Genomic DNA, 21,599 nt, shown 5'->3' on the forward strand with positions numbered 1-21,599 from the left:
AAAATAATGCACTAAAAACAGCCAATAAAAAAGCCGGCAAGGCCGGCTTTTTAACTCAGATGCGACAATTCTACTCAGGTTTACCCGGTTTAGTCATCGGTGCTGATGCCGATTGACGCGCAAACGCCGAGCCTGCTGGGCGACTAGAAGAGCTAACAACCGGACGTTGTTCAGCAGTGACTGCCGTGACGACGTCTGTTTTGGCTTCTTCTGTAACGGTTTGTGGTTTCGTCATTTCTGCTACGACCATGCTACCAAAGCGACTGCCTGTAGCTTTTGCTGCTGCTTTAGGTTGAGCTGCGACAACAGGGGCGGCTGTTACCGCTTCAGCTTTAGCAGGAGCGGCTTTAGCCGGTTCCTCTTTAGCCGGTGCAGCTGCAACTGGAGCCGCAGCCGCAGCTGCTGGGGCAGCAACGTCAGCTTCAGCCGGTGCAGTCGCTTCAGCGACAACCGGTGTTGCTACTTCAGCTGGCGTTAGATCAACTGGCGTTACTTCGGCGGCAGCCTTGTTACTGTTTTCGGCTGCCACGGGCACAGCTTCAGCCGTCACTTCTTCAGCTTTTGCTGCTGTAGCAGGGGCTTTTACCGGCTCAGTAGGTACAACCACCGCGGCAGGCGTCGCTTCCGGCTCAGCTAATTCTAGCTTTTGCTGTTGCGGGCTTTGCTCAGTTACCACAGGGGCTGATGCCGCTTCATCGGTTGCAACAGTGGCCGCTGCAGTCTCATCTGCTTTCACTGTGTCAGCACTGGCTTTGGCTGGGCGACGACGGCTACGGCTGCGTGTTGGCTTCTCAGCGTCAATCGCAGGGGTATCAGCGACATCCGCTACAGGCTCTGACGTGATAGGCTCTACCGCGTCAGTTGTGGCATTCGCCTCAGTACTCTCTGTAGCATTCGCCTCAGTACTTTCTGTGGCAACCGGCTCTTCAGTGGTAGCTGTCGTGTCGGTTTGTTCTTTACGACGCTTTTGACCGGCGGCACGTAAATGCCGTGGCGAACGACGACTGCGACTGCGAGGCTCAGCACTTTCTGTGTCAGAGTGGCTTTCAGTTGTAGTGGCTGTTTCTGCCTCTGTTTTGTTACTGTCCGTGGCAACGCTTTCAGCAGTTGCGATAGCCGTTTCAGCAGCCGGTTTAGTTTCGCTGATTGGCGAAGCCTCGGCGACTACCACGGGCTCTGTCACGCTCGAGTCCTTGACGTCAGCTGCAGGGCTGGCGGTTTCAACAACGGCTGGCGCCGCAGTAAGGGTTGCGGTTTCAACGGCGTTAACCTGATCTTTTGCTGGCGCTTGGCTTGCTGCAGCCGTTTCTGCTTTGGCAGCGTCAACCGCAACGGCAGCCGGTGCTAGCGTGTCGGCAGCTTCCGCTTTAGCTAAACGTACAGAGCGTTGCAGATTGCGACGTTGCCGACGTTCAGCGGCTGCAGCACGGCTGTTTGGTTCATCCGCTGTTTCTGCCGACGCTTTTTCAGCACGTGGCTCAGCTGCGGCTTTACGAGGTTCCGCAGCGCGAGCAGGTTTATCTTGCGATTGTGGACGATTACGCTCTGGACGAGGCGCTTTCTCTTCAACAGCCGCTGCTTTTTCAACGGGTTTTTCAACCGCTTTATCTGCTGTTTTATCTTGATCCGGGCGACGACGACGATTGTTACGACGACGTGAGTTGTCGTTGCGATCAGGACGTTGCTCGTTACGCGGCTCTTTCGTGCTGCTGGTTTTCTGCTCTTTAGTCACTGGCGTGGTTTCGGCAGGGGGAGTTGCTGGTGCAAATACACTGCTTAACCAGGCGACCAACCGACTGACTAAACCTGGTGTTGTTGGCGTAGCAGCAGGACGGGCAGGGCTGGCTGGCGCCGCTGCTGGCGCAACAGGTGCAGCTACCGGAGCAGACGCTTGTGATAAGCTTAACGCAGAAACCGCAGGTTTTTCTTTAACTGTTTCGCTGCTTGGCTGATACAGCTTAGTGCTGTGCTCTGGCACTTTAGGCAGAGTGTAGCTGGCATCTTCGATTTCTTCGTCGATACGAATACGTGTCACTTCGTAGTTCGGCGTTTCTAAATGCTCATTCGGGATAATAAACACCCGAATACCATTTCGCTGTTCAATACGACGCACACCTTCACGCTTTTCGTTCATTAAATACGTGGCAACAGACACCGGTACCTGCGCATGGATCTGGCTGGTGTTGTCTTTAATCGCATCTTCTTCAATTAAACGTAAGATTGATAAGGCAGACGATTCAATACTGCGGATAGTGCCACGGCCATGACAACGAGGGCAGACGTGTCCGGCTGATTCACCTAGTGAAGGGCGTAAACGCTGGCGTGACATCTCTAACAAACCAAAGCGCGAAATCCGGCCAATTTGCACCCGAGCGCGATCTTGTTTTACCGCATCTTTTAAACGGTTTTCTACTTCACGTTGATGGCGCACCGGCGTCATGTCGATAAAGTCGATAACAATTAAGCCACCTAAGTCACGTAAACGTAATTGGCGAGCAATTTCATCGGCCGCTTCTAGGTTGGTATTAAAGGCGGTTTCTTCGATATCGCCGCCTTTGGTTGCTTTTGACGAGTTAATGTCAATGGCGGTTAACGCTTCGGTACTATCGATAACAATAGAGCCACCCGAAGGTAAACGCACTTCGCGGCGGAAGGCGGTTTCAATCTGGTTTTCAATTTGGTAATGCATAAACAACGGCACTTCACCCTGATACATTTTTACCCGGTGGGCAAAATCAGGGCGGAACTGTTGGATATACACTTTAGCTTCTTCAAAGATTTTCTGGCTATCAATTAAGATCTCGCCAACATCACGACGTAAATAATCACGGATCGCACGGAAAACCACGTTGCTTTCTTGGTGAATTAAGAACGGACCCGTCCGCTTTTTAGCTTCTTCGGTGATGGCTGACCAATGCTTTAATAGCGCTTTTAAGTCGTAATCTAGCTCTTCGTAAGATTTACCCACACCGGCAGTACGCACAATTAAGCCCATGCCATCGGGCATTTCTAGTTGGCCTAACGAATCTTTTAACTCTTGACGCTCGTCACCTTCAATGCGACGAGAAATCCCCCCCGCACGCGGGTTGTTGGGCATTAATACCAAGTAAGAACCGGCTAAACTGATAAACGTCGTTAGCGCAGCGCCTTTTTGGCCGCGTTCTTCTTTATCAATTTGGATGATGACTTCCTGACCTTCTTTAACCACTTCCTTAATGTTAGGGCGGCCATCGAAGCTATAACCAGAGGGAAAATATTCACGGGAAATTTCTTTTAGCGGTAAAAAACCATGACGATCAGCACCATAATCGACGAAGGCCGCTTCTAGACTGGGTTCAACACGGGTGATTTTGCCTTTATAAATATTCGCTTTTTTTTGTTCATGGCCTGGGCTTTCGATATCCAGGTCATACAGTTTTTGGCCATCGACCAATGCAACACGAATTTCTTCTTCTTGCGTTGCGTTAATTAACATTCTTTTCATTGTTGGGTGACTCATTTATGCAGCCACAACACAACTTTTCCGGGCACCTGGGTGTTCAGACGTTATCAAACACATAATGCTGCAGTCTCCCGACTGGGTGCTTGAGGGAACCTAATTTTTTACTCGTTACAGTAGCGAGCCTACACGTATTGTTGGGGCAGGCTAAACTGTCTTCGTTTTTAAATCTGACACACATCGCCATAAAGCGCTGCGTTCTGGCTAATCTTTATTTTTTGCTCGGTGACCGGATCTTGTGTTTTGCCGTTGTTGGTAACAAATTACGCAACATTACCTCAGGCAAATGGCAGTGAGTAAACGCCGGGGGTATAAAAAACATTGGTTTTCACCACGATTTCGGTATGATCACATCCCCTGACGGTGCCGCACAACGTCTCTTATGTCACTGTGAGCGCCCTAATTGCCGAAACTCGGCAGAATTAGCGGGGTGATTATCCCACTATTCCGCCTTGGATAGCAACTGAATTGTAATATTAGCAGAGTAATTTAAAGCCATGACTGATGAAATAAAATTGCCGGTGCAAATGATTGAAATCGAAAGTGATTTTATTGGTCAGCGCATAGATAACTTTCTGATTGCCCGGTTGCGTGGCGTACCTAAAAGTGTCATTTATCGGGTTTTACGAAAAGGTGAGGTGCGGGTCAACAAAAAACGCATCAAACCTGAATACAAGCTGCAAGCTGACGATGTGGTGCGTGTACCGCCGTTTACCGTTGCCGCAGAGCCGGATGCCATCTCTGTTAAGCTGAGCATGGTAAAAGATTTAGAGCAGCATATCTTGTTTGAAGACGCTGATTTAATCGTGTTAAACAAACCTTCAGGTATGGCGGTTCATGGCGGCAGTGGCTTGCAGTTTGGCGTTATTGAAGCCTTACGGGCTCTGCGGCCCTTGGCGAAACATCTTGAATTAGTTCACCGCTTAGACCGTGATACCTCGGGCTGTTTAATGATTGCTAAGAAGCGTTCGGTGTTAACGCATTTACATGCTCAGTTACGTGATAAAACCGTTGAGAAAAAATATTGGGCGTTAGTATCGGGTGATTGGGACAACAAAATACGTAAAGTGACCGAGCCGTTAAAGAAAAACACGCTGCAATCGGGTGAGCGAGTGGTACGGGTCGATGCTAAAGAAGGTAAAGAATCGGAAACGCGTTTTCGTATTTTGCAGCGTTATCAGGAAGGCACCTTAGTGGAAGCCTTTCCGGTAACAGGCCGTACCCACCAAATTCGGGTTCATACCGCCTGTAAAGGTCACCCGATAGCTTGCGATGATAAATACGGTGATAACACCTTTAGTAGCCAAATGAATAAAATTGGGCTTAATCGGTTATTTTTACATGCTTATAGTTTAAGTTTTATGCATCCCGGCACCGAGACAACCATGCGGTTTGAAGCCCCGCTGGATGAGCAGTTAAACCAAGCCATGAGCCAATTAACGAGAAAATAAGATGTCAGCAGTCAAGTTAGTGATTTTCGATTGGGATGGCACCGTCATGGATTCCGTTGGGCGAATTGTCTCGTCGATGCAAGCCGCTGCCTTGCATACCGGTATTGCTGTGCCAAGCACGGCCGCGGTGCGGCATATTATTGGTTTAAGCTTAGATCCGGCGTTTGACATGTTGTTTCCAAGCGCCAATTCCGCGCAGCGGCAGCAACTATTTGAGCATTATCGCGATCAATATGTGCAGCACGATACCACGCCGACACCGTTATTTGCCGATGCCGAGCAGGTGTTACAGCAATTAGCTGAGCGTAATGTGCTATTAGCCGTAGCCACGGGAAAGGCGCGCAAAGGCTTAGATCGCATGTTTGCCGAAACCGGCTTGGCACGCTATTTTGCCACCAGTCGCTGTGCCGATGAAGCACAATCAAAACCCCATCCCGATATGTTACAGCAAATTATTCAACAGCTTGGTGTAGCCGCCAATGAAGCGATTATGGTGGGGGATACCAGTCATGATCTGAAAATGGCGCAGGCTATTGCCATGCCAAGGATTGGGGTGAGCCATGGCGCCCATGACGTTGCTGTGTTGCAACAATATGCGCCTTTAGCCATTATCGATCGCCTAGCGGATTTACCCGCTTGGGTGCGCTAAGCGCTGTTAAGGCTCAAGTAACAGATCTCGGCCAGCCTGGCGCAGCAGCTGCAACAGCTTAATTAGTGGTAAGCCGATTAAGCTGTTAGGATCATCGCCTGCTAATTTACTGAATAAACAAATGCCTAAGCCTTCGCTTTTAAAGCTTCCAGCGCAATCCAACGGCTGTTCTCGTGCCACGTAACAGCGGATCTCTGCCTCAGTCAATGTGCGAAAATGCACATTAAAACAATCAAGTGTGGTTTGTGTTTCACCTGTTGCGGCATTAACTACGGCTAAACCCGTAAGAAATTGCACCGCATGGCCGCTAAATTGACGTAATTGCGCGCAGGCTTTTTCTTCCGTATGCGGTTTGCCAATAATCTCTTTACCAAATACCGCCACTTGATCTGAACCAATCACTAAGCCACTCGTTAACGTGCTGGCCACGGCGTGTGCTTTTTCTGTTGCTAAACGCTGTACCAAGGCTGCGGCGCTTTCACCGACACGGGGTGTTTCAATCGTGTTGGGGGCAATACATTGAAAATTTTCAGTTAATTTACTTAACAACGCACGACGGTAGGGCGAGGTTGAAGCTAAATATAATGAAGGGCGTTCGGCAATAGTCACAAAATAGTCCTTTTATAAACAACAGGGTGCACACTATAATAGCCTGCTGACAAAAATGTTGAAAAACCTGCAGAACCCTTTGACAGCAAGGGGCTGCTTCTATATGATGCGCGCCTTATGCAAAAATTGAAAATACCTGTTACGCTCGATCCGGTTAAAGCAGCACAAAAACGTTCCGGTTACTCCGGTATAGTGCCACTAAACACCTTAATCCGTCTTAAAGAAGGGTTAATGGCGTACCAAGACGACGTAACAGTCAGAATTGAATGCGAAATTGACCAGCAAAACCTTACTGTGTTAAACGGTACAGCGCATTGCCAGGTAAGTGTTAAATGTGAACGTTGTGGTGAACCCATACCACTCACACTAGACGTAAGTTTTGCATATACTCCTGTTAAAGGAGATGATAACGCGGCTTTGGAATTGATTCCTGAGCGCTATGACGTGGTCGAGCGTGATGAGCACGGCGAGATTAATTTACGGCAGTTGATTGAGGATGAACTCATTCTGGCATTGCCACTGTTTCCGATGCATGATGCGGTTGATTGTCAGGTTGATCCTGACTCACTTAGCTTCGGTGATATCGGGCCAGAGCCAGAAAAGCCCAACCCATTCGCTATACTGCAAGAATTGAAAAAAAAGTGATTTAGGAGAAATACAATGGCTGTTCAGCAAAACAAAAAATCTCGTGCACGTCGTGACATGCGCCGTTCACATGATGCATTAACTGGCCCTACGCTGTCAGTTGACGCAACTACCGGTGAAACTCACCGTCGTCACCACATTACTGCCGATGGTTACTTCAAAGGCCGTAAAGTAAAATAAGTCTGGACGCACTTATCCTAACCGGTAAGCACGTGCAGCAGCTAAAGCCTTCTTTGGCTTTAGATATGATGGGGGGCGACTTCGGCCCCCAATCTACTATTCCTGCCGCTCTGGCAGCGCTTCAAGAATTCCCTCATCTTCAACTAGTCTTATGTGGTGATCAGCCAGTACTAGAACAAGCGTTAAAGCTTGCTGGTGTGGTCGACGAACCGCGTATTCGTTTTGTGCACAGTACTGAGCAAGTACTTATGGCCGACAAGCCGGCGTTAGCGTTACGCAGCAAACGTGAAAGTGCCATGCGTCATGCCTTAGAACTGGTTGAACAAGAACAAGTCCACGCCTGTGTCTCCGCCGGCAATACCGGTGCCTTAATTGCAATCGCACATTATGTGTTAAAAATGCTTAACGGCGTGGAGCGACCAGCATTAATCAGTGCTTTGCCCAGTTGCCAAGGTAATCCGGTTTATATGTTGGATTTAGGTGCTACGGTAAACTGTGATGCGGATACGTTATTTCAATTTGCCATGATGGGCGCGGTGATGGCCGAGCAAGTTATTGGTATTAAAGCCCCTCGGGTGGCCTTGCTGAACATGGGCGAGGAAGAAATTAAAGGCTCAGATCAAATAAAACGTGCCTCGCAATTATTAACCGAATGCAACGGTTTGAATTATATCGGCTATATTGAAGGCAATGATATTTTTTCTGGCAAGGCTGATGTGATTGTTTGTGACGGCTTTGTGGGTAATGTCGCGCTGAAAACCTGTGAAGGCGTTGCCAAGCTGATTATTAAGCGGGCGCAACAGAGTATTAAACAACGGCCATTAGCGGCTTTATTAAGCTGGTTGTTTAAACCTGTGCTAAAAAGTCTTTATCAGGGAATGAACCCCGACCACTATAATGGTGCAAGTCTGATAGGATTGCGCGGCATCGTAGTGAAAAGTCATGGCAATGCGACAAAAGACGCATTTTTAAGTGCCATCCGACAAGCTGTGCGCGAGGTTGAACGCCAAGTGCCAGCCAAAATAAAAGATCGGTTGGAACAAGTTCTTATTGATAAAGCATAGGGTAGCATGTACTCAAGAATTATTGGTACCGGGAGTTATTTCCCGTCACTGGTTCGCACCAATGCGGACCTAGAGTCTATGGTAGAAACCACAGACGAATGGATTATCGAGCGTACTGGCATTAAAGAGCGCCGCATTATTGGCCCTGATGAATCAGTTGCCAGTATGGGTACTGCTGCTGCTTTCAAAGCAATTGAAGCTGCCGGCATCGATAAAAACACCATTGATCTGATCATTTGCGCCACCACCAGCTCGGCGCGTTCATTACCGAGCTCGGCTTGTGAAATTCAGCGCGATCTAGATATTCCAGGCATTCCTGCCTTTGATATAGCTGCGGCTTGCGCCGGCTTCTGTTATGGCTTAAGTATTGCCGATCAATATATTAAAAGCGGTATGGCAAAGCGGATCTTGGTGATTGGCTCAGATTGTTTATCGCAATTAGTCAGCCCTGAAGATCGCTCCATGGTGATTTTATTTGGTGATGCCGCCGGTGCGGTATTGCTAGAAGCTTCAGAGCAACCCGGTATTTTATCGACCCATATTCATGCCGATGGTAAATATTCAGAGCTGCTGTACGTGAATAATCCGATCCGTGGCGATGAAAAGTCGGTACACGAATCGTGGGGCAGCATGAAAGGCAACGACGTGTTCAAAGTGGCCGTTAACAAGCTGTCGCAAGTGGTTGAGCAGACGTTAGAGGCCAACAATATGCAGAAGTCTGATATTGACTGGCTGGTGCCGCATCAAGCAAATTTACGTATTATTGCTGCGGTAGCGCGTAAGTTAGATATGTCGATGGATCAAGTGGTGATTAACCTTGATCGTTATGGCAATACGTCGGCCGCCACAGTGCCCACTGCTTTGGATGAAGCGATCCGTGATGGTCGTATTCAACGTGGCCAAACCTTATTACTAGAAGCGTTCGGCGGTGGTTTCGCTTGGGCGTCTGCGTTAATTCGTTATTAATTTTTCAGGATCACTATGACTACTAAACTTGCCATCGTGTTTCCCGGTCAGGGTTCACAAAGCGTGGGTATGCTTAACGAGCTATATCAGCAACATACCGTGGTTCAAGACACTTTTGCCGAAGCCTCTGCTGCTTTGGGTTATGATCTTTGGGCGCTGGTTTCAACTGGCCCTGAGTCAGAATTAAATGAAACGCATCGCACACAGCCGGCCTTATTAGCGGCATCTGTTGCGGTATGGCGTTTATGGCAACAACAAAACGGTGCGGCTCCGGCGTATTTTGCAGGGCACTCATTAGGTGAGTATTCGGCGTTAGTCTGTGCGGGGGTGTTGTCACTTGGCGATGCGGTTAAGCTGGTAGAAAAGCGTGGCCACTATATGCAACAGGCGGTACCTGCTGGTGTGGGGGCTATGTCAGCCATTATTGGTTTAGACGATGCGGCTATTGCCAAAGCCTGTGCAGAAGCGGCACAAGGTGAGGTGGTTTCACCGGTTAATTACAACTCTCCTGGTCAAGTGGTGATTGCTGGTCATAAAGCGGCAGTAGAGCGTGCTGGTGAAGCGTGTAAAGCCGCTGGCGCAAAACGTGCCTTACCTTTACCGGTCAGCGTTCCGTCACACTGTGCGTTAATGCGTCCCGCTGCGGAGCAACTTGCTTTAGATTTAGCGGCACTGCACTTTGCTGCGCCTAGTACGCCTGTGGTCAATAACGTTGATGTCATGGCAACGAATGTGCAAGCAGAGATCAAAGATGCCCTGATCCGTCAGCTATACAGCCCAGTGCGTTGGACTGAAACTATTGAGTACTTCGCCGCGCAAGGCGTTACCGAGGTGCTGGAATTAGGCGCAGGCAAAGTTTTAAGTGGCTTAATTAAACGCATTAATAAAGAGCTGAAAACCGCTTCAGTTAATGATGCAACGTCGCTTACCGCCGCGCTAGCAGCAGAATAAGGGTATTTAAATGAATAATTTTATCAGTTTAGAAGGCAAAGTTGCGTTAGTGACTGGCGCAAGTCGTGGTATTGGCCGAGCTATTGCAGAGCAATTAGCCGCGTTAGGCGCTAAAGTTGTGGGCACGGCAACCACTGAAAAAGGCGCGGCTGCCATTGGTGAGTATCTTGGTGAGCAGGGTGCGGGTTTAGTGCTAAACGTCACCGATACCGCTTCGGTTGACGCTTGCCTTGAGCAAATTAAAAATCAATTTGGTGAAATCGACATTTTAGTCAATAATGCCGGTATTACTCGCGATAACCTGCTAATGCGGATGAAAGATGATGAATGGTTTGATATTATGCAAACCAATTTGACATCGGTATTTCGCTTAAGCAAAGCAGTGTTACGCAGCATGATGAAAAAACGTTTCGGTCGCATCATTACTATTGGCTCAGTCGTTGGCTCAATGGGTAATGCCGGTCAAACCAATTATGCTGCAGCCAAAGCCGGTGTTTTAGGCTTTACTAAGTCGTTAGCAAAAGAAGTTGCATCACGCGGAATTACCGTAAACGCAGTTGCGCCAGGTTTTATTGATACAGACATGACGAAAGAGTTGTCTGAAGAGCAAAAAACCGCTATTTTCTCGCAAGTGCCGGCTAATCGTTTAGGGCAGCCAGAAGAAATAGCAGCAACAGTGGCGTTTTTGGCTTCTACGCACGCAGCTTATATCACCGGCGAAACAGTTCACGTTAACGGCGGTATGTATATGGTGTAAGCGAATCAGGTTTGACCAGCAAAAAATGCCTATCGCATTGCTTGCAACAACCTAAGCTTACGAATAAACTAGCGCCACACCAAATTGCACGAATTGTTGCGATTTATATGAGAAAAAGGAAGAAAAGATGAGCAACATCGAAGATCGCGTTAAGAAAATCATTATCGAACAACTGGGCGTTAAAGAAGACGAAGTTAAAAACGAAGCCTCATTCGTTGATGACTTAGGCGCTGATTCACTGGACACTGTTGAATTAGTGATGGCGTTAGAAGAAGAATTCGATACTGAAATTCCAGACGAAGAAGCTGAAAAAATCACTACGGTGCAATCAGCCATCGATTACATCAAAGCCCACGCTGAATAAGCTAAAGGTTTGCAAAACGGGTAGCGCGGCTACCCGTTTTCGTTTTAAGAATCAGAAAAACAGGTACTAACGGAGGACACGGTGGCAAAACGTCGTGTAGTGGTAACAGGTTTAGGTATGCTGACGCCATTAGGCAATGATGTCGCAAGCAGCTGGCAAGCACTGCAGCAAGCGAAAAGCGGTATTAGTCTAATTGAGCACTTTGATACCAGCGCTTATACAACTAAATTTGCCGGCTTAGTCAAAAACTTTGACGTAGAGCCGTATTTCCCAGCAAAAGACACTAAAAAAATGGATTTATTTATCCAATACGGTGTTGCTGCGGCTATTCAGGCATTTCGTGACTCCGGATTGGAAGTTACCGAGCAAAACGCTCACCGTATCGGCGCCGCTATCGGCTCAGGTATTGGTGGTTTAGGCTTGATTGAAGAAAATCATACAAAGTTAATCAACAGCGGTCCGAAGCGTTTATCGCCTTTCTTTGTCCCGTCTACCATTATCAATATGATCGCCGGTCAGCTGTCTATTATGCTTGGTTTGCAGGGCCCGAATATCAGTATTGTTACTGCCTGTACTACGGGTGTACACAATATCGGCCAAGCCGCGCGAATGATTGTATATGGTGATGCCGATGTGATGGTGGCCGGGGGCGCTGAAAAAGCCTCTACGGAATTAGGTATGGGGGGCTTTGGTGCCGCTCGTGCGCTGTCAACGCGCAACGATGCGCCACAACAAGCCAGCCGCCCTTGGGATAAAGACCGTGATGGTTTTGTGTTAGGTGATGGCGCAGGTGTGATGGTGCTGGAAGAGTACGAGCACGCGAAAGCCCGTGGTGCGAAAATTTATGCAGAGCTAGTCGGTTTTGGTATGAGCGGTGATGCTTATCACATGACTTCACCACCAGAAAACGGTGCCGGTGCCGCTCGGGCAATGCAAAACGCCTTAAATGATGCGGCTGTCAATGCGGATCAAGTGCAATACATCAATGCACATGGTACTTCAACGCTGGCCGGTGATTTGGCCGAAACCAGTGCAATTAAATCTGTGTTTGCCAGCAACATTGATAAAGTGATGGTCAGTTCATCGAAATCAATGATCGGTCACTTGTTAGGTGCCGCCGGTTCAGTTGAGTCGATTATTACGGTGTTGTCACTGCAAGATCAGTTGGTGACTCCAACCATTAACTTGGACAACCCAAGTGACGGTTGTGATTTAGATTATGTGCCGCATGAAAGTCGCCAAGCCCAGTTAGAGTATGCGTTATGTAACTCTTTCGGTTTTGGTGGTACTAACGGTTCTATTCTGTTCAAGAAGATCTAACCCGCTGTGCTTGTTGAAAAACCGCGCTTTATAGCGCGGTTTTTTATGATTGGCTTTTAGTTAAATCGTTGAGTTTCATAGCGACCTGCTAAGTATTACATTATCTAAAGGTTCAAATGGTATTTAACGAAGCGAAAAGTGCAGAGGACACTTTGTCTGGGGACGTCTTTGGCATGGATGCCAAAGAGGAGTGCCCAGGGACGGGTTCACAGCGTGCCCCGGCAAAGTTGTGCGGCGCGCTTGTCGCTGGATGCACTGCGCTATATGCAAGGAGGGCAATTTTATTGTGTGCTAGCCACCTTGGGGTAGACATTTTCTCCACCGGCTTCAAGGATCACCTCCCTGTGCCCTTTCAGCCTGCGCAGCATCCCTGCTGCTGTTACGAAAACGCTACCCCAATGCGTCTGCAAAAATCACCGCAAGCTTTCAAGTTTAGATGGCATTCTCATGAACATTTTGAGGCAGATGGCACGCAGTACACTTTGTCCAGAACCGTGTTTTTCAGGGATGAAAAACAGACAAATTTGTCGGGAACAAATTTGAACAACGGTACGCTGGCCCGAAGGGTACACTTCAGGATGAAGTATGCAAGTGACCTAGACGGGTTCACAGCGTGCCCCGGCAAAGTTGTGCGGCGCGTTTTTCGCTGAATGCACTGCGCTATATGAAAGAAGGGCAATTTTTTCTGTGTGCCAGCCACCTTGGGGTAGACATTTTCTCCACCGGCTTCAAGGGTCAGATCCCTGCGCCTATTAAACTGCGGGATCTTCGTTGCCCTATGCACTGAACGAGATATCACTTAATTAAACCGACATTTTAAAATAATAGCCGGTAAACCCACGGCGCTGTTTTGCCCGCTGAGCGCTTTGTTTTAATGACAGATTAAGGCATACTTGCGCATATTTTTCTGTGCAGGCGTGCTATGTCGGCTGACATTATTCTGATTAAAGACACTGAACAATTGCAGATCGCTGCAGGTTGCCGAGCGTTGCAATACGGTGATGGTGTCTTTACTACCATTGCGATTAAGCAAGGTCAGCCACAGTTGTGGCCACTGCACCTAGCGCGCTTACAGTTATCGGTAACACGATTATCGATGCCCGCCATCGATTGGTCTGCCTTAACACAAGCGGTGTTGACAGAAGCGGCCAATCAAAACAGTAATGGCGTAATTAAATTATTGATCTCCCGAGGCATTGGCGGGCGAGGTTATGCACCAAGTCCGCATAGTTCAGCCTTGGTGTATTTGTATCATGCTCCGATGCCCGATTATCAACGCTGGCGAGAACAAGGGATCCGTGTTGGCATCGCGCAATTACGCTTGGCCATTCAACCGGCATTGGCTGGGCTTAAACATACTAATCGGCTTGAGCAAGTGTTGTTAAAACAAGAGCTGGCGAAAACTGACTTTGATGATTTGCTCGTGGCCGATCAACAACAACAGCTTACCGAAGCAACGGCCGCCAATCTGTTTTATCAACTAAAGGGCAAGTGGTATACACCGCCACTGCATTTAGCTGGAGTAGCAGGTGTGATGCGTCAGCATATTTTAAGCGAACAAGCGCAGTTTCAAGAACGCTGCTTGTCTTTAGCCGAACTAGACCAAGTTGAAGCGATGTTTATTTGTAACGCCTTGCTAGGTGTGGCACCGGTACGGCAATTGTCTGGTCGAGCGTTACCGCTTGAACCTGTGCTGCAATTACAGCAAGAGATGCTATGTTAAAACGAGTTTTGGCCTGGCTACCACTGTTGGTAGTGTTAATCATCGTGCTGCTTTATTCAGGTTGGCAGCAATTAACCACCACAACTTTAGCAAAGACGGTGACCTTCAGTGACAGCCTTTATACCCTTAAAGCGGGTACATCAGTGCGTAGTTTATGCCGCGATTGGCAAAACCAACAGCAATTAACCGCCATAGATTGTTACGTTTTAAAATTGTATGTTAAACAGCAGCCGCAGCTCGCTCAGTTACAACAAGGCGTTTATCGAGTGCCTAGCCAAAGTTCTCTTAGCGAAGCGTTGGCGTTGTTTCGAAGTGGCAAGGTGGCGCAATTTAGCGTCACTTTAATTGAAGGTGAAACCCTAGCGCAAAGTTGGCAGCGTTTTGCCGATTTGCCGTATTTAATTCAAGATATTGACAGTAGTGATAAACTCGCTGAACTGATCAGTTGGCCTGAAGCCTGGGGCACATTGGCGCAAACCGGCCGGGTAGAGCAAGAGTTAGAAGGCCTGTTTTATCCCGATACCTATTTTTATACCGCCAATAGTAAAGCTAGCGACATTTGGCGCCGAGCGCATCAAGCTTTAAAAACGGAGCTAGAGCGTTATTGGCAGCAGCGCCAAAGCACTTTACCGCTGCAAAACCCCTACGAATTACTGATTATGGCCTCTATTATTGAAAAGGAAAGCGGCCTCGCCAGTGAGCGCGCCTTGGTCAGCTCTGTGTTTATCAATCGCATACAAAGCAATATGCGCTTACAAACGGACCCGACCGTTATTTACGGTTTAACCGAATACAGTGGCCGTATCACACGCGCTAATTTACGTGATCCACATCGTTACAATACCTATCGCCATCATGGCTTACCACCTGGCCCGATCTCATTAGTCAGTCGCAGCGCGTTAATTGCCGCTGCGCAACCCGAGATAAGCGATTACTTTTATTTTGTCAGTCGTGGTGACGGCTCGCATGTGTTTTCACAATCACTTGAGCAGCATAATGCTGCGGTTAAAAAATATATTCTTGGAAAATAACATGACTAAGCAAGGCAAGTTTATTGTCATCGAAGGGCTTGAAGGCGCCGGCAAGAGTACGGCAATGGCCACAGTAAAACGCTGGTTAGAAAAGCATGGCCATCAGGTGGTGTGCACTCGCGAGCCCGGTGGTACGCCTCTGGCTGAACAATTAAGAACGTTAGTCAAACACGCGGATCCGGCTGAGCAAATTGCCGCCGAGACCGAGCTGTTGTTAATGTATGCGGCGCGAGTACAATTATTACGTAATGTGATTGAACCGACTTTAGCCGCTGGCCAGTGTATTTTAGCCGATCGGCATGATTTATCTTCACGTGCTTATCAAGGCGGTGGTCGGCAGTTAAACGAACAATTGATTAACGACCTACGCAAAGCGCTGCTGGGTAACACGCAGCCCGATTTAACCTTGTATTTAGATATTGATCCGGCTATTGGTTTAAGCAGGGCTGCGCATCGTGGGCAACTCGATCGTATTGAGCAGGAACAATTGGCTTTTTTTGAACGCACTCGCGCAAAATACCTAGCCATTGCGCACAGTGAGCCGGGTATTGTGATTATTGATGCGGCGCAATCGATTGAGCAAGTGGCCACAGCTTTAGAGCACGCCTTGGCTGAGGCCATGTTATGAGTGATATCCCGTTAAGTGCTATGCCTTGGTTGGCTTCGCCCTTAGCGCAACTGGCTCGGTTGGCCAGTGAGCAGCATTTAGCCCATGCTATTTTATTAACCGGTGCCCCTGGCACAGGCAAACAGCTATTAAGCCAAGCATTAGCCGCATTACTGTTATGTAAAAATCGGCAAGCAGACATGGCTTGCGGCCAATGTAAAAGCTGCTTGCTGTTAGCGGCGGGTAACCATCCTGATTTATTAACCTTAAACCAAGAGAATAACAGTATTGGTGTGGATGAAATTCGCCGTCTAATCGACTTTACGCAAGGCGCTGCCCAACAACACGGCAATAAAGTGATTGTGCTATCCGAAGTGCAGCGGCTAACGGAAGCGGCGGCGAATGCCTTACTTAAAACCTTAGAAGAGCCACCACAAGGCTGTTATCTGGTGCTGCAAACCAGCCAGCCCCAGCGTTTAAAAGCTACCTTGCTCAGCCGTTGTCAGCGCTGGAGTTTACCCACCTTAAATGAAGCCAACTTGTTTGATTGGTTAAGTCAGCAGTATCAAGGCAGTTTGCCGCGTTTTTTGTTTGCTTTTAGTGGTGGTGCGCCGTTACAGGCGTTGGCGTTGTTGCAAGGCAATACGGCGGCAGAAATTGAAGAGTTACTGGCCGCACTGTCGCTGCTATTGCAGGATGAGTCGGGCTTAAGTACGCTAGTGAAAAACTTAGAAGGCCGTACCGACTGTGCGCAAATATTGGGTTATTTCTTAACGCAGTGGTGTAACCAGCATTCAGATGTGGCGCCTGAAGCACTGCAACGCTTGCAACTAGTGTATTATCGTTGGCGTCGTGACGAGCAACAGATTTTAGGGCAGAATAAAACACTGGCGTTAACCGCCTTATTGCTTGAATTTAAAAGTATCATGCGCCGCCGCTAAGCCAATTGTTGTTATACGTGTGTGGTGTTTATTTTGGCTTCGATGCCGCCTAGCAGCCAACAACGCATACCTTGTGGTATCGTAAGTTGAATTAACGCACAAGGTGTTTAGCCGCGCGCCTTTTGGCAAGCGGTAGCGGAGTAGTAAAATGCCCTACTAGCAGCCAAACGCTACATTAATACTGGCGACGATGCGATAAAACCCTTATAAAAGTTCAACAAGCCCTAATAGTCTGCTGAATAAGCAGAGGAGCGAAAATGGAAGAAGTTGCATTAAATTTCAATGATGGCAAAGAGTTATATAAGTGCTACATGCCGTTTTTAAAAAACGGTGGGCTTTTTATCCGCTCGGCTAGAGTATTTAAAATGGGCCAATCGTTAGCCCTTAGCGTAACCTTGCCCGATACACTTGAACCTATTGTAGCGACGGGTAAAGTAGCCTGGGTATCACCTTTAGGTGCGCAAAGCTCTAATCCGGCGGGTGTCGGTGTGGCCTTTATTGATGATAAACATGGCTTAAGTGATCGCATTGAAAAATTATTAGGTGGCATGTTAGGAAGTGCAGAAGCCACTTACACCATGTAACGTTATTCACTTGAATAACAGCAGTATTTTCGAGGTTGTTTTGTTTATAGATTCGCATTGTCATTTAGATCGGTTAGAACTCGACAAATTGGGTATGAGCCTTGAGCAGGTGATTGCCGCCGCTGAAAAACGGCAAATTGAACATTTACTGTGTGTCAGTGTGTCCTTAGCTGAATTCGATGCGATGGCTGATTTGGTGCAACCTTTTGCAGGTGTATCGATTTCATGTGGCGAGCATCCGCTGCATCAAGAAGGCACCGTTGATGAGCTGCAGTTACTGAAGCTCGCCAGTGCTGAGCGTGTTGTGGCGGTGGGGGAAACCGGTCTGGATTATTTTTATAGCCCAGAGAGTAAAGCGACGCAGCAAGATGCCTTTGTTAAACACATTAGTGTGGCTCGCCAGTTAACTAAACCCTTGATTATTCATACGCGTGATGCGCGCACTGATACTATTGCATTATTAAAGTCGCATCAGGCTGAAAGCGCCGGTGGCGTTTTGCATTGCTTTACCGAAAGCTATGAGATGGCAAAAGCGGCCTTAGATTTAGGCTTTTATATTTCGATATCTGGCATTATGACCTTTCGTAATGCAGCAGAATTACGTGATGTCGTGAAAAAACTGCCGTTAGATCGCTTACTGATCGAAACTGATGCCCCTTATCTAGCGCCGGTACCGCACCGTGGTAAAACCAATCAACCGGCTTATGTTACTGATGTTGCTGCTGCCATTGCAGAAGTTAAAGCGGTCAGCATTACTGAATTGGCCAGCGCAACCACTGAAAACTTCTATCGATTATTTCCTTTGGCGCAGCGCCGTCGTTTAGTGGCGTAACGGTAGTTAATTAGGCGTTGCTGCATAAAAGAAGCCCAGAACTAATTATCTTGTTCTGGGCTTAGGGGAATGGCTCATAGGGAATGAGCCGTGCGCTATCGAAAAGTCATGATGTAAATTGAGTGTAGTTAATACACCGTATTTTACCTGCCATACCGCTAATATTTTTTCTGCCACTTCGCGTGCTGTGTAATAAAAGCAGTTTCCAATTCTGCAACAAAAATCCTGACTTTATAAACAAACCGCACTGTGTAGCCTGATCGTTACATTTACTCTTAAGACATTGATTGTCTATAAAGTGCTTTTTTTAGTCTAAAAAAGTCTAAAAAATAACCAGCCATTGTAGTGCAGTGGCTTAAAGAGGCACTGCACACGGCAATAATGTTTAAGCTATCCCTCAATATGCCCCTATCTTAGATGAATTGTCGACAATCTTGTTTTTGTTAGCTTGACAATAGCGCCAAAACGGCTTAAAACTACACAACTGTTTTATTATGTCGACAATATGATGAATGCAAGCCGCCAAAATATCCCTGTAACCGCTGCCGACCGCGTACTGCAAGAAATGCAGCGCGCTATTGTCGAGGGTGATATTGCGCCGGGTTCCAAAATCAGTGAGCCTGAATTAGCAAAACGCTTTGATTTAAGCCGGGCACCGCTGCGTGAAGCGTTAGCTAGGTTAGAGCGCTGTCATTTGATTGAGCGTATTCCTAACGCCGGCGCGCGCGTAGTGAAATTGTCGACAGCGGGGCTGTTATCACTGTATCAGCTGCGCGAAGAGCTTGAAGGCTTGGCCTGTCGGCTGGCCGCGACACAAATGACCGATGCAGAAATTGCCGAAATGCAGGCATTACTGGATCAGCATTTGTCTACTCAGCGCGTACGAGAGGGGGAGAGCTACTACCAAGAAGCCGGTGATCTCGATTTTCATTACCGGATTATTTTGGGTAGTAAAAACCCGTACCTGATTAATATTTTAACCGATGAGCTCTATCATTTAATGCGCATGTATCGGGTACAACTGGGTATGAACGGCCCACGGGTATCACGCGCTTTTGATGAACACAAAGCCATTATTAATGCCATTGCTAATCGTGATGGCGAACTCGCCGATTTATTGATGCGCCGCCATGTTGCCGCGTCGCGCCGCAATATTGAACCTACACTTTTACAACGTGAACAAACGGGGAACTAATATGACCACCTTAACTGCCGGACAAAAATTTCGCGCTGCCATCAGCGCTAATCAACCGCTACAAATCGTGGGCACCATTAACGCCTACACGGCGATGATGGCGGAGCGTACCGGGCATCAAGCCTTGTATTTGTCGGGCGCGGGTGTAGCGAATGCCTCGTTTGGCTTACCAGACTTAGGTATGACGTCGTTAAATGATGTGTGTGAAGATATTCGGCGCATTACGGCTGCAACCAATTTGCCGTTATTAGTGGATGCCGATACCGGTTGGGGCGGCGCTTTTAACATTGCGCGCACGGTAAAAGAAATGACCCGTGCGGGTGCGGCCGGTTTTCATATTGAAGATCAGGTAGCGCAAAAACGCTGTGGCCATCGCCCTAATAAAGAAATTGTGTCGTTAGAAGAGATGGTTGATCGGGTAAAAGCCAGTGTGGATGCGCGCAGCGATGAAAGCTTTTTTATTATGGCGCGCACCGATGCGCTCGCGCAACAAGGCTTAGAGGCGGCCATTGAACGCGCCTTAGCCTGTGAAGCGGCCGGTGCCGATGCCATTTTTGCTGAAGCGGTGCACACTTTAGAGCAATACACCGCCTTTACTAAAGCGTTAAAAGTACCGGTTTTGGCGAATATTACCGAGTTTGGCCAAACGCCGTTGTTTAACAAAGCCGAGTTAGCCGCCGTTGGTGTAGCGATGGTGCTGTACCCATTAAGTGCCTTTAGAGCGATGAACAAAGCGGCGTTAAATGTGTATGAATCTATTTTAGCCAATGGCGATCAAAAAGCGGTAGTAGACAGCATGCAAACCCGTGCTGAGCTGTATGACTTCTTGAACTATCACAGCTTTGAGCAAAAGCTAGACAGTTTATTCAGTACCAAAAAATAATATTTTTAAATTAAATAATCATAAATACAGGAGCAAGATAATGGCAACAGGCAAACAACTGACCGGTGCCGGTCTGCGCGGCCAAGTAGCAGGAAAAACCGCTTTATCTACCGTGGGCAAAACCGGTTCGGGTTTAACCTATCGCGGTTATGATGTAAAAGATTTAGCCGCAAACTGTACCTTTGACGAAGTCGCGTACCTTATTTTAAAAGGCGAATTACCTACTCAAGCCGAGCTAAACGCTTATAAAACCAAACTAAAAGGCTTACGCGCTATGCCACAAGCACTGGTTGATGTACTTGAGCGGATCCCGGCTTCAGCCCACCCAATGGATGTGATGCGCACAGGTTGCTCGATGCTGGGCAACTTAGAAATGGAGCATAATTTTGGGCAACAGCAGGATGTAACCGATCGGATGCTGGCGTTATTTCCAGGCATGGTGAACTATTGGTATAACTACAGCCACCATGGCAAGCGGGTAGAAGTTGAAACCGACGCCGATTCAATCGCCGAGCAATTCTTGTGGACGTTACACGGTGAAAAACCGTCGGCATTGCATGTAAAAGTAATGGAAGCGTCGTTGATCCTGTATGCCGAGCATGAGTTTAATGCCTCCACCTTTACCGCACGGGTCTGTGCTTCAACCTTAAGTGATATGCACTCTTGTATTACCGGCGCAATTGGCTCTTTACGTGGCCCATTACACGGTGGTGCTAATGAAGCGGCAATGGAACTGATTGAAGGCATGATTGATGCCGATGATGCTGAAAGCAAACTATTAGGCATGCTGGAACGCAAAGAAAAGATCATGGGCTTTGGCCATGCGGTTTACTCAGAGTCGGATCCACGCAATGCCGTGATCAAAGCATGGTCAGAAAAACTGGCCAATGCGAATGGCGATACCCGCTTATATGATGTATCTGAGCGTTGCGAAGCCGTCATGTGGCGTGAGAAGAAACTGTTTTGTAACGCCGACTTTTTCCATGCCTCAGCTTACAACTACATGGGTATTCCAACCAAGTTGTTTACCCCCATTTTTGTATGCAGCCGCTTAACCGGTTGGGCCGCGCATGTGATGGAGCAGCGTGCGGATAACCGTATTATCCGGCCAAGTGCAGATTATGTGGGTGTTGAGCCGCGCACGGTAACGCCGATTGCTGAAAGATAATTCGCGTTAACGACAGGGCATTAAGCCATGACATCGAACCGGATGATGCACACCAAGGCGCCGTGAATACCTCCCTGTAGGCTTCACTCAGGCATCCATGCCTTCGAGACTTGGTTTAGCATCATCCGGTTCTCGTTTTGATGTAACTCGTTATCAATTTCCACTGTTAAGCAGATAGAG

21 protein-coding genes are annotated in these 21,599 nt (G+C 47.9%); 19 read left to right on the top strand and 2 right to left on the bottom strand.

Going from position 1 to position 21,599, the window contains the following annotated elements; translation table 11 throughout:
* Positions 1 to 70: 70 nt before the first annotated feature.
* On the bottom strand, positions 71 to 3,484 hold the full coding sequence (rne, locus tag LMJ53_RS15040; RefSeq protein ID WP_229588005.1) for a ribonuclease E: 3,414 nt from the start codon (positions 3,482 to 3,484) through the stop codon (positions 71 to 73).
* A 512-nt stretch (positions 3,485 to 3,996) separates the two neighbouring features.
* Between rne and rluC the strand changes: the two genes are divergently transcribed.
* Together rluC and LMJ53_RS15050 are read left to right on the top strand one after the other, a co-directional pair.
* Positions 3,997 to 4,950, top strand: coding sequence for a 23S rRNA pseudouridine(955/2504/2580) synthase RluC (gene rluC, locus LMJ53_RS15045; protein WP_229588006.1), 954 nt, complete (start codon positions 3,997 to 3,999; stop codon positions 4,948 to 4,950).
* A 1-nt stretch (position 4,951) separates the two neighbouring features.
* Complete coding sequence (locus tag LMJ53_RS15050; protein WP_229588008.1) at positions 4,952 to 5,599, top strand: HAD family hydrolase; 648 nt, start codon at positions 4,952 to 4,954, stop codon at positions 5,597 to 5,599.
* A gap of 6 nt (positions 5,600 to 5,605) precedes the next feature.
* Here the strand turns inward: LMJ53_RS15050 and LMJ53_RS15055 are convergent, their stop codons facing one another.
* Positions 5,606 to 6,208, bottom strand: coding sequence for a Maf family protein (locus tag LMJ53_RS15055; protein WP_229588010.1), 603 nt, complete (start codon positions 6,206 to 6,208; stop codon positions 5,606 to 5,608).
* Between the two features lie 117 nt (positions 6,209 to 6,325).
* On the opposite strand from LMJ53_RS15055, the gene yceD reads away from it, so the two are divergent.
* From yceD to prpC, 17 genes are all read left to right on the top strand, one after another.
* Positions 6,326 to 6,853 (top strand): 23S rRNA accumulation protein YceD, encoded by a 528-nt coding sequence (gene yceD, locus LMJ53_RS15060; RefSeq protein WP_226749983.1) that lies wholly within the window; start codon positions 6,326 to 6,328, stop codon positions 6,851 to 6,853.
* A gap of 15 nt (positions 6,854 to 6,868) precedes the next feature.
* Positions 6,869 to 7,033: a 50S ribosomal protein L32 gene (gene rpmF / locus LMJ53_RS15065; protein ID WP_226749982.1), complete on the top strand. Its 165-nt coding sequence runs from the start codon at positions 6,869 to 6,871 to the stop codon at positions 7,031 to 7,033.
* Between the two features lie 65 nt (positions 7,034 to 7,098).
* Positions 7,099 to 8,097, top strand: a complete 999-nt coding sequence (gene plsX, locus LMJ53_RS15070; protein ID WP_229588036.1) for a phosphate acyltransferase PlsX — start codon at positions 7,099 to 7,101, stop codon at positions 8,095 to 8,097.
* 6 nt (positions 8,098 to 8,103) lie between these two features.
* Complete coding sequence (locus tag LMJ53_RS15075; RefSeq protein WP_229588012.1) at positions 8,104 to 9,063, top strand: beta-ketoacyl-ACP synthase III; 960 nt, start codon at positions 8,104 to 8,106, stop codon at positions 9,061 to 9,063.
* A 15-nt stretch (positions 9,064 to 9,078) separates the two neighbouring features.
* A complete protein-coding gene (gene fabD / locus LMJ53_RS15080) occupies positions 9,079 to 10,014 on the top strand; it encodes an ACP S-malonyltransferase (RefSeq protein ID WP_229588014.1) in 936 nt (311 codons plus the stop codon).
* 22 nt (positions 10,015 to 10,036) lie between these two features.
* On the top strand, positions 10,037 to 10,771 hold the full coding sequence (gene fabG / locus LMJ53_RS15085) for a 3-oxoacyl-ACP reductase FabG (RefSeq protein ID WP_420778861.1): 735 nt from the start codon (positions 10,037 to 10,039) through the stop codon (positions 10,769 to 10,771).
* Positions 10,772 to 10,898: 127 nt separating this feature from the next.
* Entirely contained in the window at positions 10,899 to 11,135 is a 237-nt protein-coding gene (gene acpP, locus LMJ53_RS15090) for an acyl carrier protein (RefSeq protein WP_027670184.1), read from the top strand.
* A gap of 81 nt (positions 11,136 to 11,216) precedes the next feature.
* Positions 11,217 to 12,455 carry a beta-ketoacyl-ACP synthase II gene (gene fabF, locus LMJ53_RS15095; RefSeq protein ID WP_229588016.1) on the top strand — a complete coding sequence of 413 codons (1,239 nt, stop codon included), beginning with the start codon at positions 11,217 to 11,219 and terminating at the stop codon, positions 12,453 to 12,455.
* 922 nt (positions 12,456 to 13,377) lie between these two features.
* A complete protein-coding gene (pabC, locus tag LMJ53_RS15100; RefSeq protein WP_229588018.1) occupies positions 13,378 to 14,178 on the top strand; it encodes an aminodeoxychorismate lyase in 801 nt (266 codons plus the stop codon).
* On the top strand, positions 14,172 to 15,209 hold the full coding sequence (mltG, locus tag LMJ53_RS15105; protein ID WP_229588020.1) for an endolytic transglycosylase MltG: 1,038 nt from the start codon (positions 14,172 to 14,174) through the stop codon (positions 15,207 to 15,209). Before pabC ends, mltG begins: the two co-directional genes overlap by 7 nt.
* A 1-nt stretch (position 15,210) precedes the next feature.
* On the top strand, positions 15,211 to 15,837 hold the full coding sequence (gene tmk, locus LMJ53_RS15110; protein ID WP_229588022.1) for a dTMP kinase: 627 nt from the start codon (positions 15,211 to 15,213) through the stop codon (positions 15,835 to 15,837).
* Complete coding sequence (gene holB / locus LMJ53_RS15115; protein WP_229588024.1) at positions 15,834 to 16,757, top strand: DNA polymerase III subunit delta'; 924 nt, start codon at positions 15,834 to 15,836, stop codon at positions 16,755 to 16,757. Before tmk ends, holB begins: the two co-directional genes overlap by 4 nt.
* A 257-nt stretch (positions 16,758 to 17,014) precedes the next feature.
* Positions 17,015 to 17,341 carry a PilZ domain-containing protein gene (locus tag LMJ53_RS15120; protein WP_226749972.1) on the top strand — a complete coding sequence of 109 codons (327 nt, stop codon included), beginning with the start codon at positions 17,015 to 17,017 and terminating at the stop codon, positions 17,339 to 17,341.
* Positions 17,342 to 17,381: 40 nt separating this feature from the next.
* The gene (locus LMJ53_RS15125; protein WP_229588026.1) at positions 17,382 to 18,173 is read left to right on the top strand and encodes a TatD family hydrolase; all 792 of its coding nucleotides are present in this window, start codon (positions 17,382 to 17,384) and stop codon (positions 18,171 to 18,173) included.
* Between the two features lie 508 nt (positions 18,174 to 18,681).
* Entirely contained in the window at positions 18,682 to 19,368 is a 687-nt protein-coding gene (locus LMJ53_RS15130) for a GntR family transcriptional regulator (RefSeq protein WP_229588038.1), read from the top strand.
* A gap of 1 nt (position 19,369) precedes the next feature.
* A complete protein-coding gene (prpB, locus tag LMJ53_RS15135; RefSeq protein ID WP_229588028.1) occupies positions 19,370 to 20,251 on the top strand; it encodes a methylisocitrate lyase in 882 nt (293 codons plus the stop codon).
* Between the two features lie 40 nt (positions 20,252 to 20,291).
* The gene (gene prpC / locus LMJ53_RS15140; protein ID WP_229588030.1) at positions 20,292 to 21,419 is read left to right on the top strand and encodes a bifunctional 2-methylcitrate synthase/citrate synthase; all 1,128 of its coding nucleotides are present in this window, start codon (positions 20,292 to 20,294) and stop codon (positions 21,417 to 21,419) included.
* Positions 21,420 to 21,599: the final 180 nt, after the last annotated feature.

The sequence above is a fragment of the Rheinheimera sp. UJ51 genome, assembly GCF_020819615.1.
Classification (GTDB): Bacteria; Pseudomonadota; Gammaproteobacteria; order Enterobacterales; family Alteromonadaceae; genus Alishewanella; species Alishewanella maricola.

Excerpts from the sequence above, each read along its gene's own strand:
- rne (WP_229588005.1), bottom strand. The coding sequence starts at position 3,484 with ATGAAAAGAATGTTAATTAACGCAACGCAAGAAGAAGAAATTCGTGTT.
- rluC (WP_229588006.1), top strand. The coding sequence starts at position 3,997 with ATGACTGATGAAATAAAATTGCCGGTGCAAATGATTGAAATCGAAAGT.
- LMJ53_RS15050 (WP_229588008.1), top strand. The coding sequence starts at position 4,952 with ATGTCAGCAGTCAAGTTAGTGATTTTCGATTGGGATGGCACCGTCATG.
- yceD (WP_226749983.1), top strand. The coding sequence starts at position 6,326 with ATGCAAAAATTGAAAATACCTGTTACGCTCGATCCGGTTAAAGCAGCA.
- rpmF (WP_226749982.1), top strand. The coding sequence starts at position 6,869 with ATGGCTGTTCAGCAAAACAAAAAATCTCGTGCACGTCGTGACATGCGC.
- plsX (WP_229588036.1), top strand. The coding sequence starts at position 7,099 with ATGATGGGGGGCGACTTCGGCCCCCAATCTACTATTCCTGCCGCTCTG.
- LMJ53_RS15075 (WP_229588012.1), top strand. The coding sequence starts at position 8,104 with ATGTACTCAAGAATTATTGGTACCGGGAGTTATTTCCCGTCACTGGTT.
- fabD (WP_229588014.1), top strand. The coding sequence starts at position 9,079 with ATGACTACTAAACTTGCCATCGTGTTTCCCGGTCAGGGTTCACAAAGC.
- acpP (WP_027670184.1), top strand. The coding sequence starts at position 10,899 with ATGAGCAACATCGAAGATCGCGTTAAGAAAATCATTATCGAACAACTG.
- pabC (WP_229588018.1), top strand. The coding sequence starts at position 13,378 with ATGTCGGCTGACATTATTCTGATTAAAGACACTGAACAATTGCAGATC.
- mltG (WP_229588020.1), top strand. The coding sequence starts at position 14,172 with ATGTTAAAACGAGTTTTGGCCTGGCTACCACTGTTGGTAGTGTTAATC.
- tmk (WP_229588022.1), top strand. The coding sequence starts at position 15,211 with ATGACTAAGCAAGGCAAGTTTATTGTCATCGAAGGGCTTGAAGGCGCC.
- holB (WP_229588024.1), top strand. The coding sequence starts at position 15,834 with ATGAGTGATATCCCGTTAAGTGCTATGCCTTGGTTGGCTTCGCCCTTA.
- LMJ53_RS15120 (WP_226749972.1), top strand. The coding sequence starts at position 17,015 with ATGGAAGAAGTTGCATTAAATTTCAATGATGGCAAAGAGTTATATAAG.
- LMJ53_RS15130 (WP_229588038.1), top strand. The coding sequence starts at position 18,682 with ATGAATGCAAGCCGCCAAAATATCCCTGTAACCGCTGCCGACCGCGTA.
- prpB (WP_229588028.1), top strand. The coding sequence starts at position 19,370 with ATGACCACCTTAACTGCCGGACAAAAATTTCGCGCTGCCATCAGCGCT.
- prpC (WP_229588030.1), top strand. The coding sequence starts at position 20,292 with ATGGCAACAGGCAAACAACTGACCGGTGCCGGTCTGCGCGGCCAAGTA.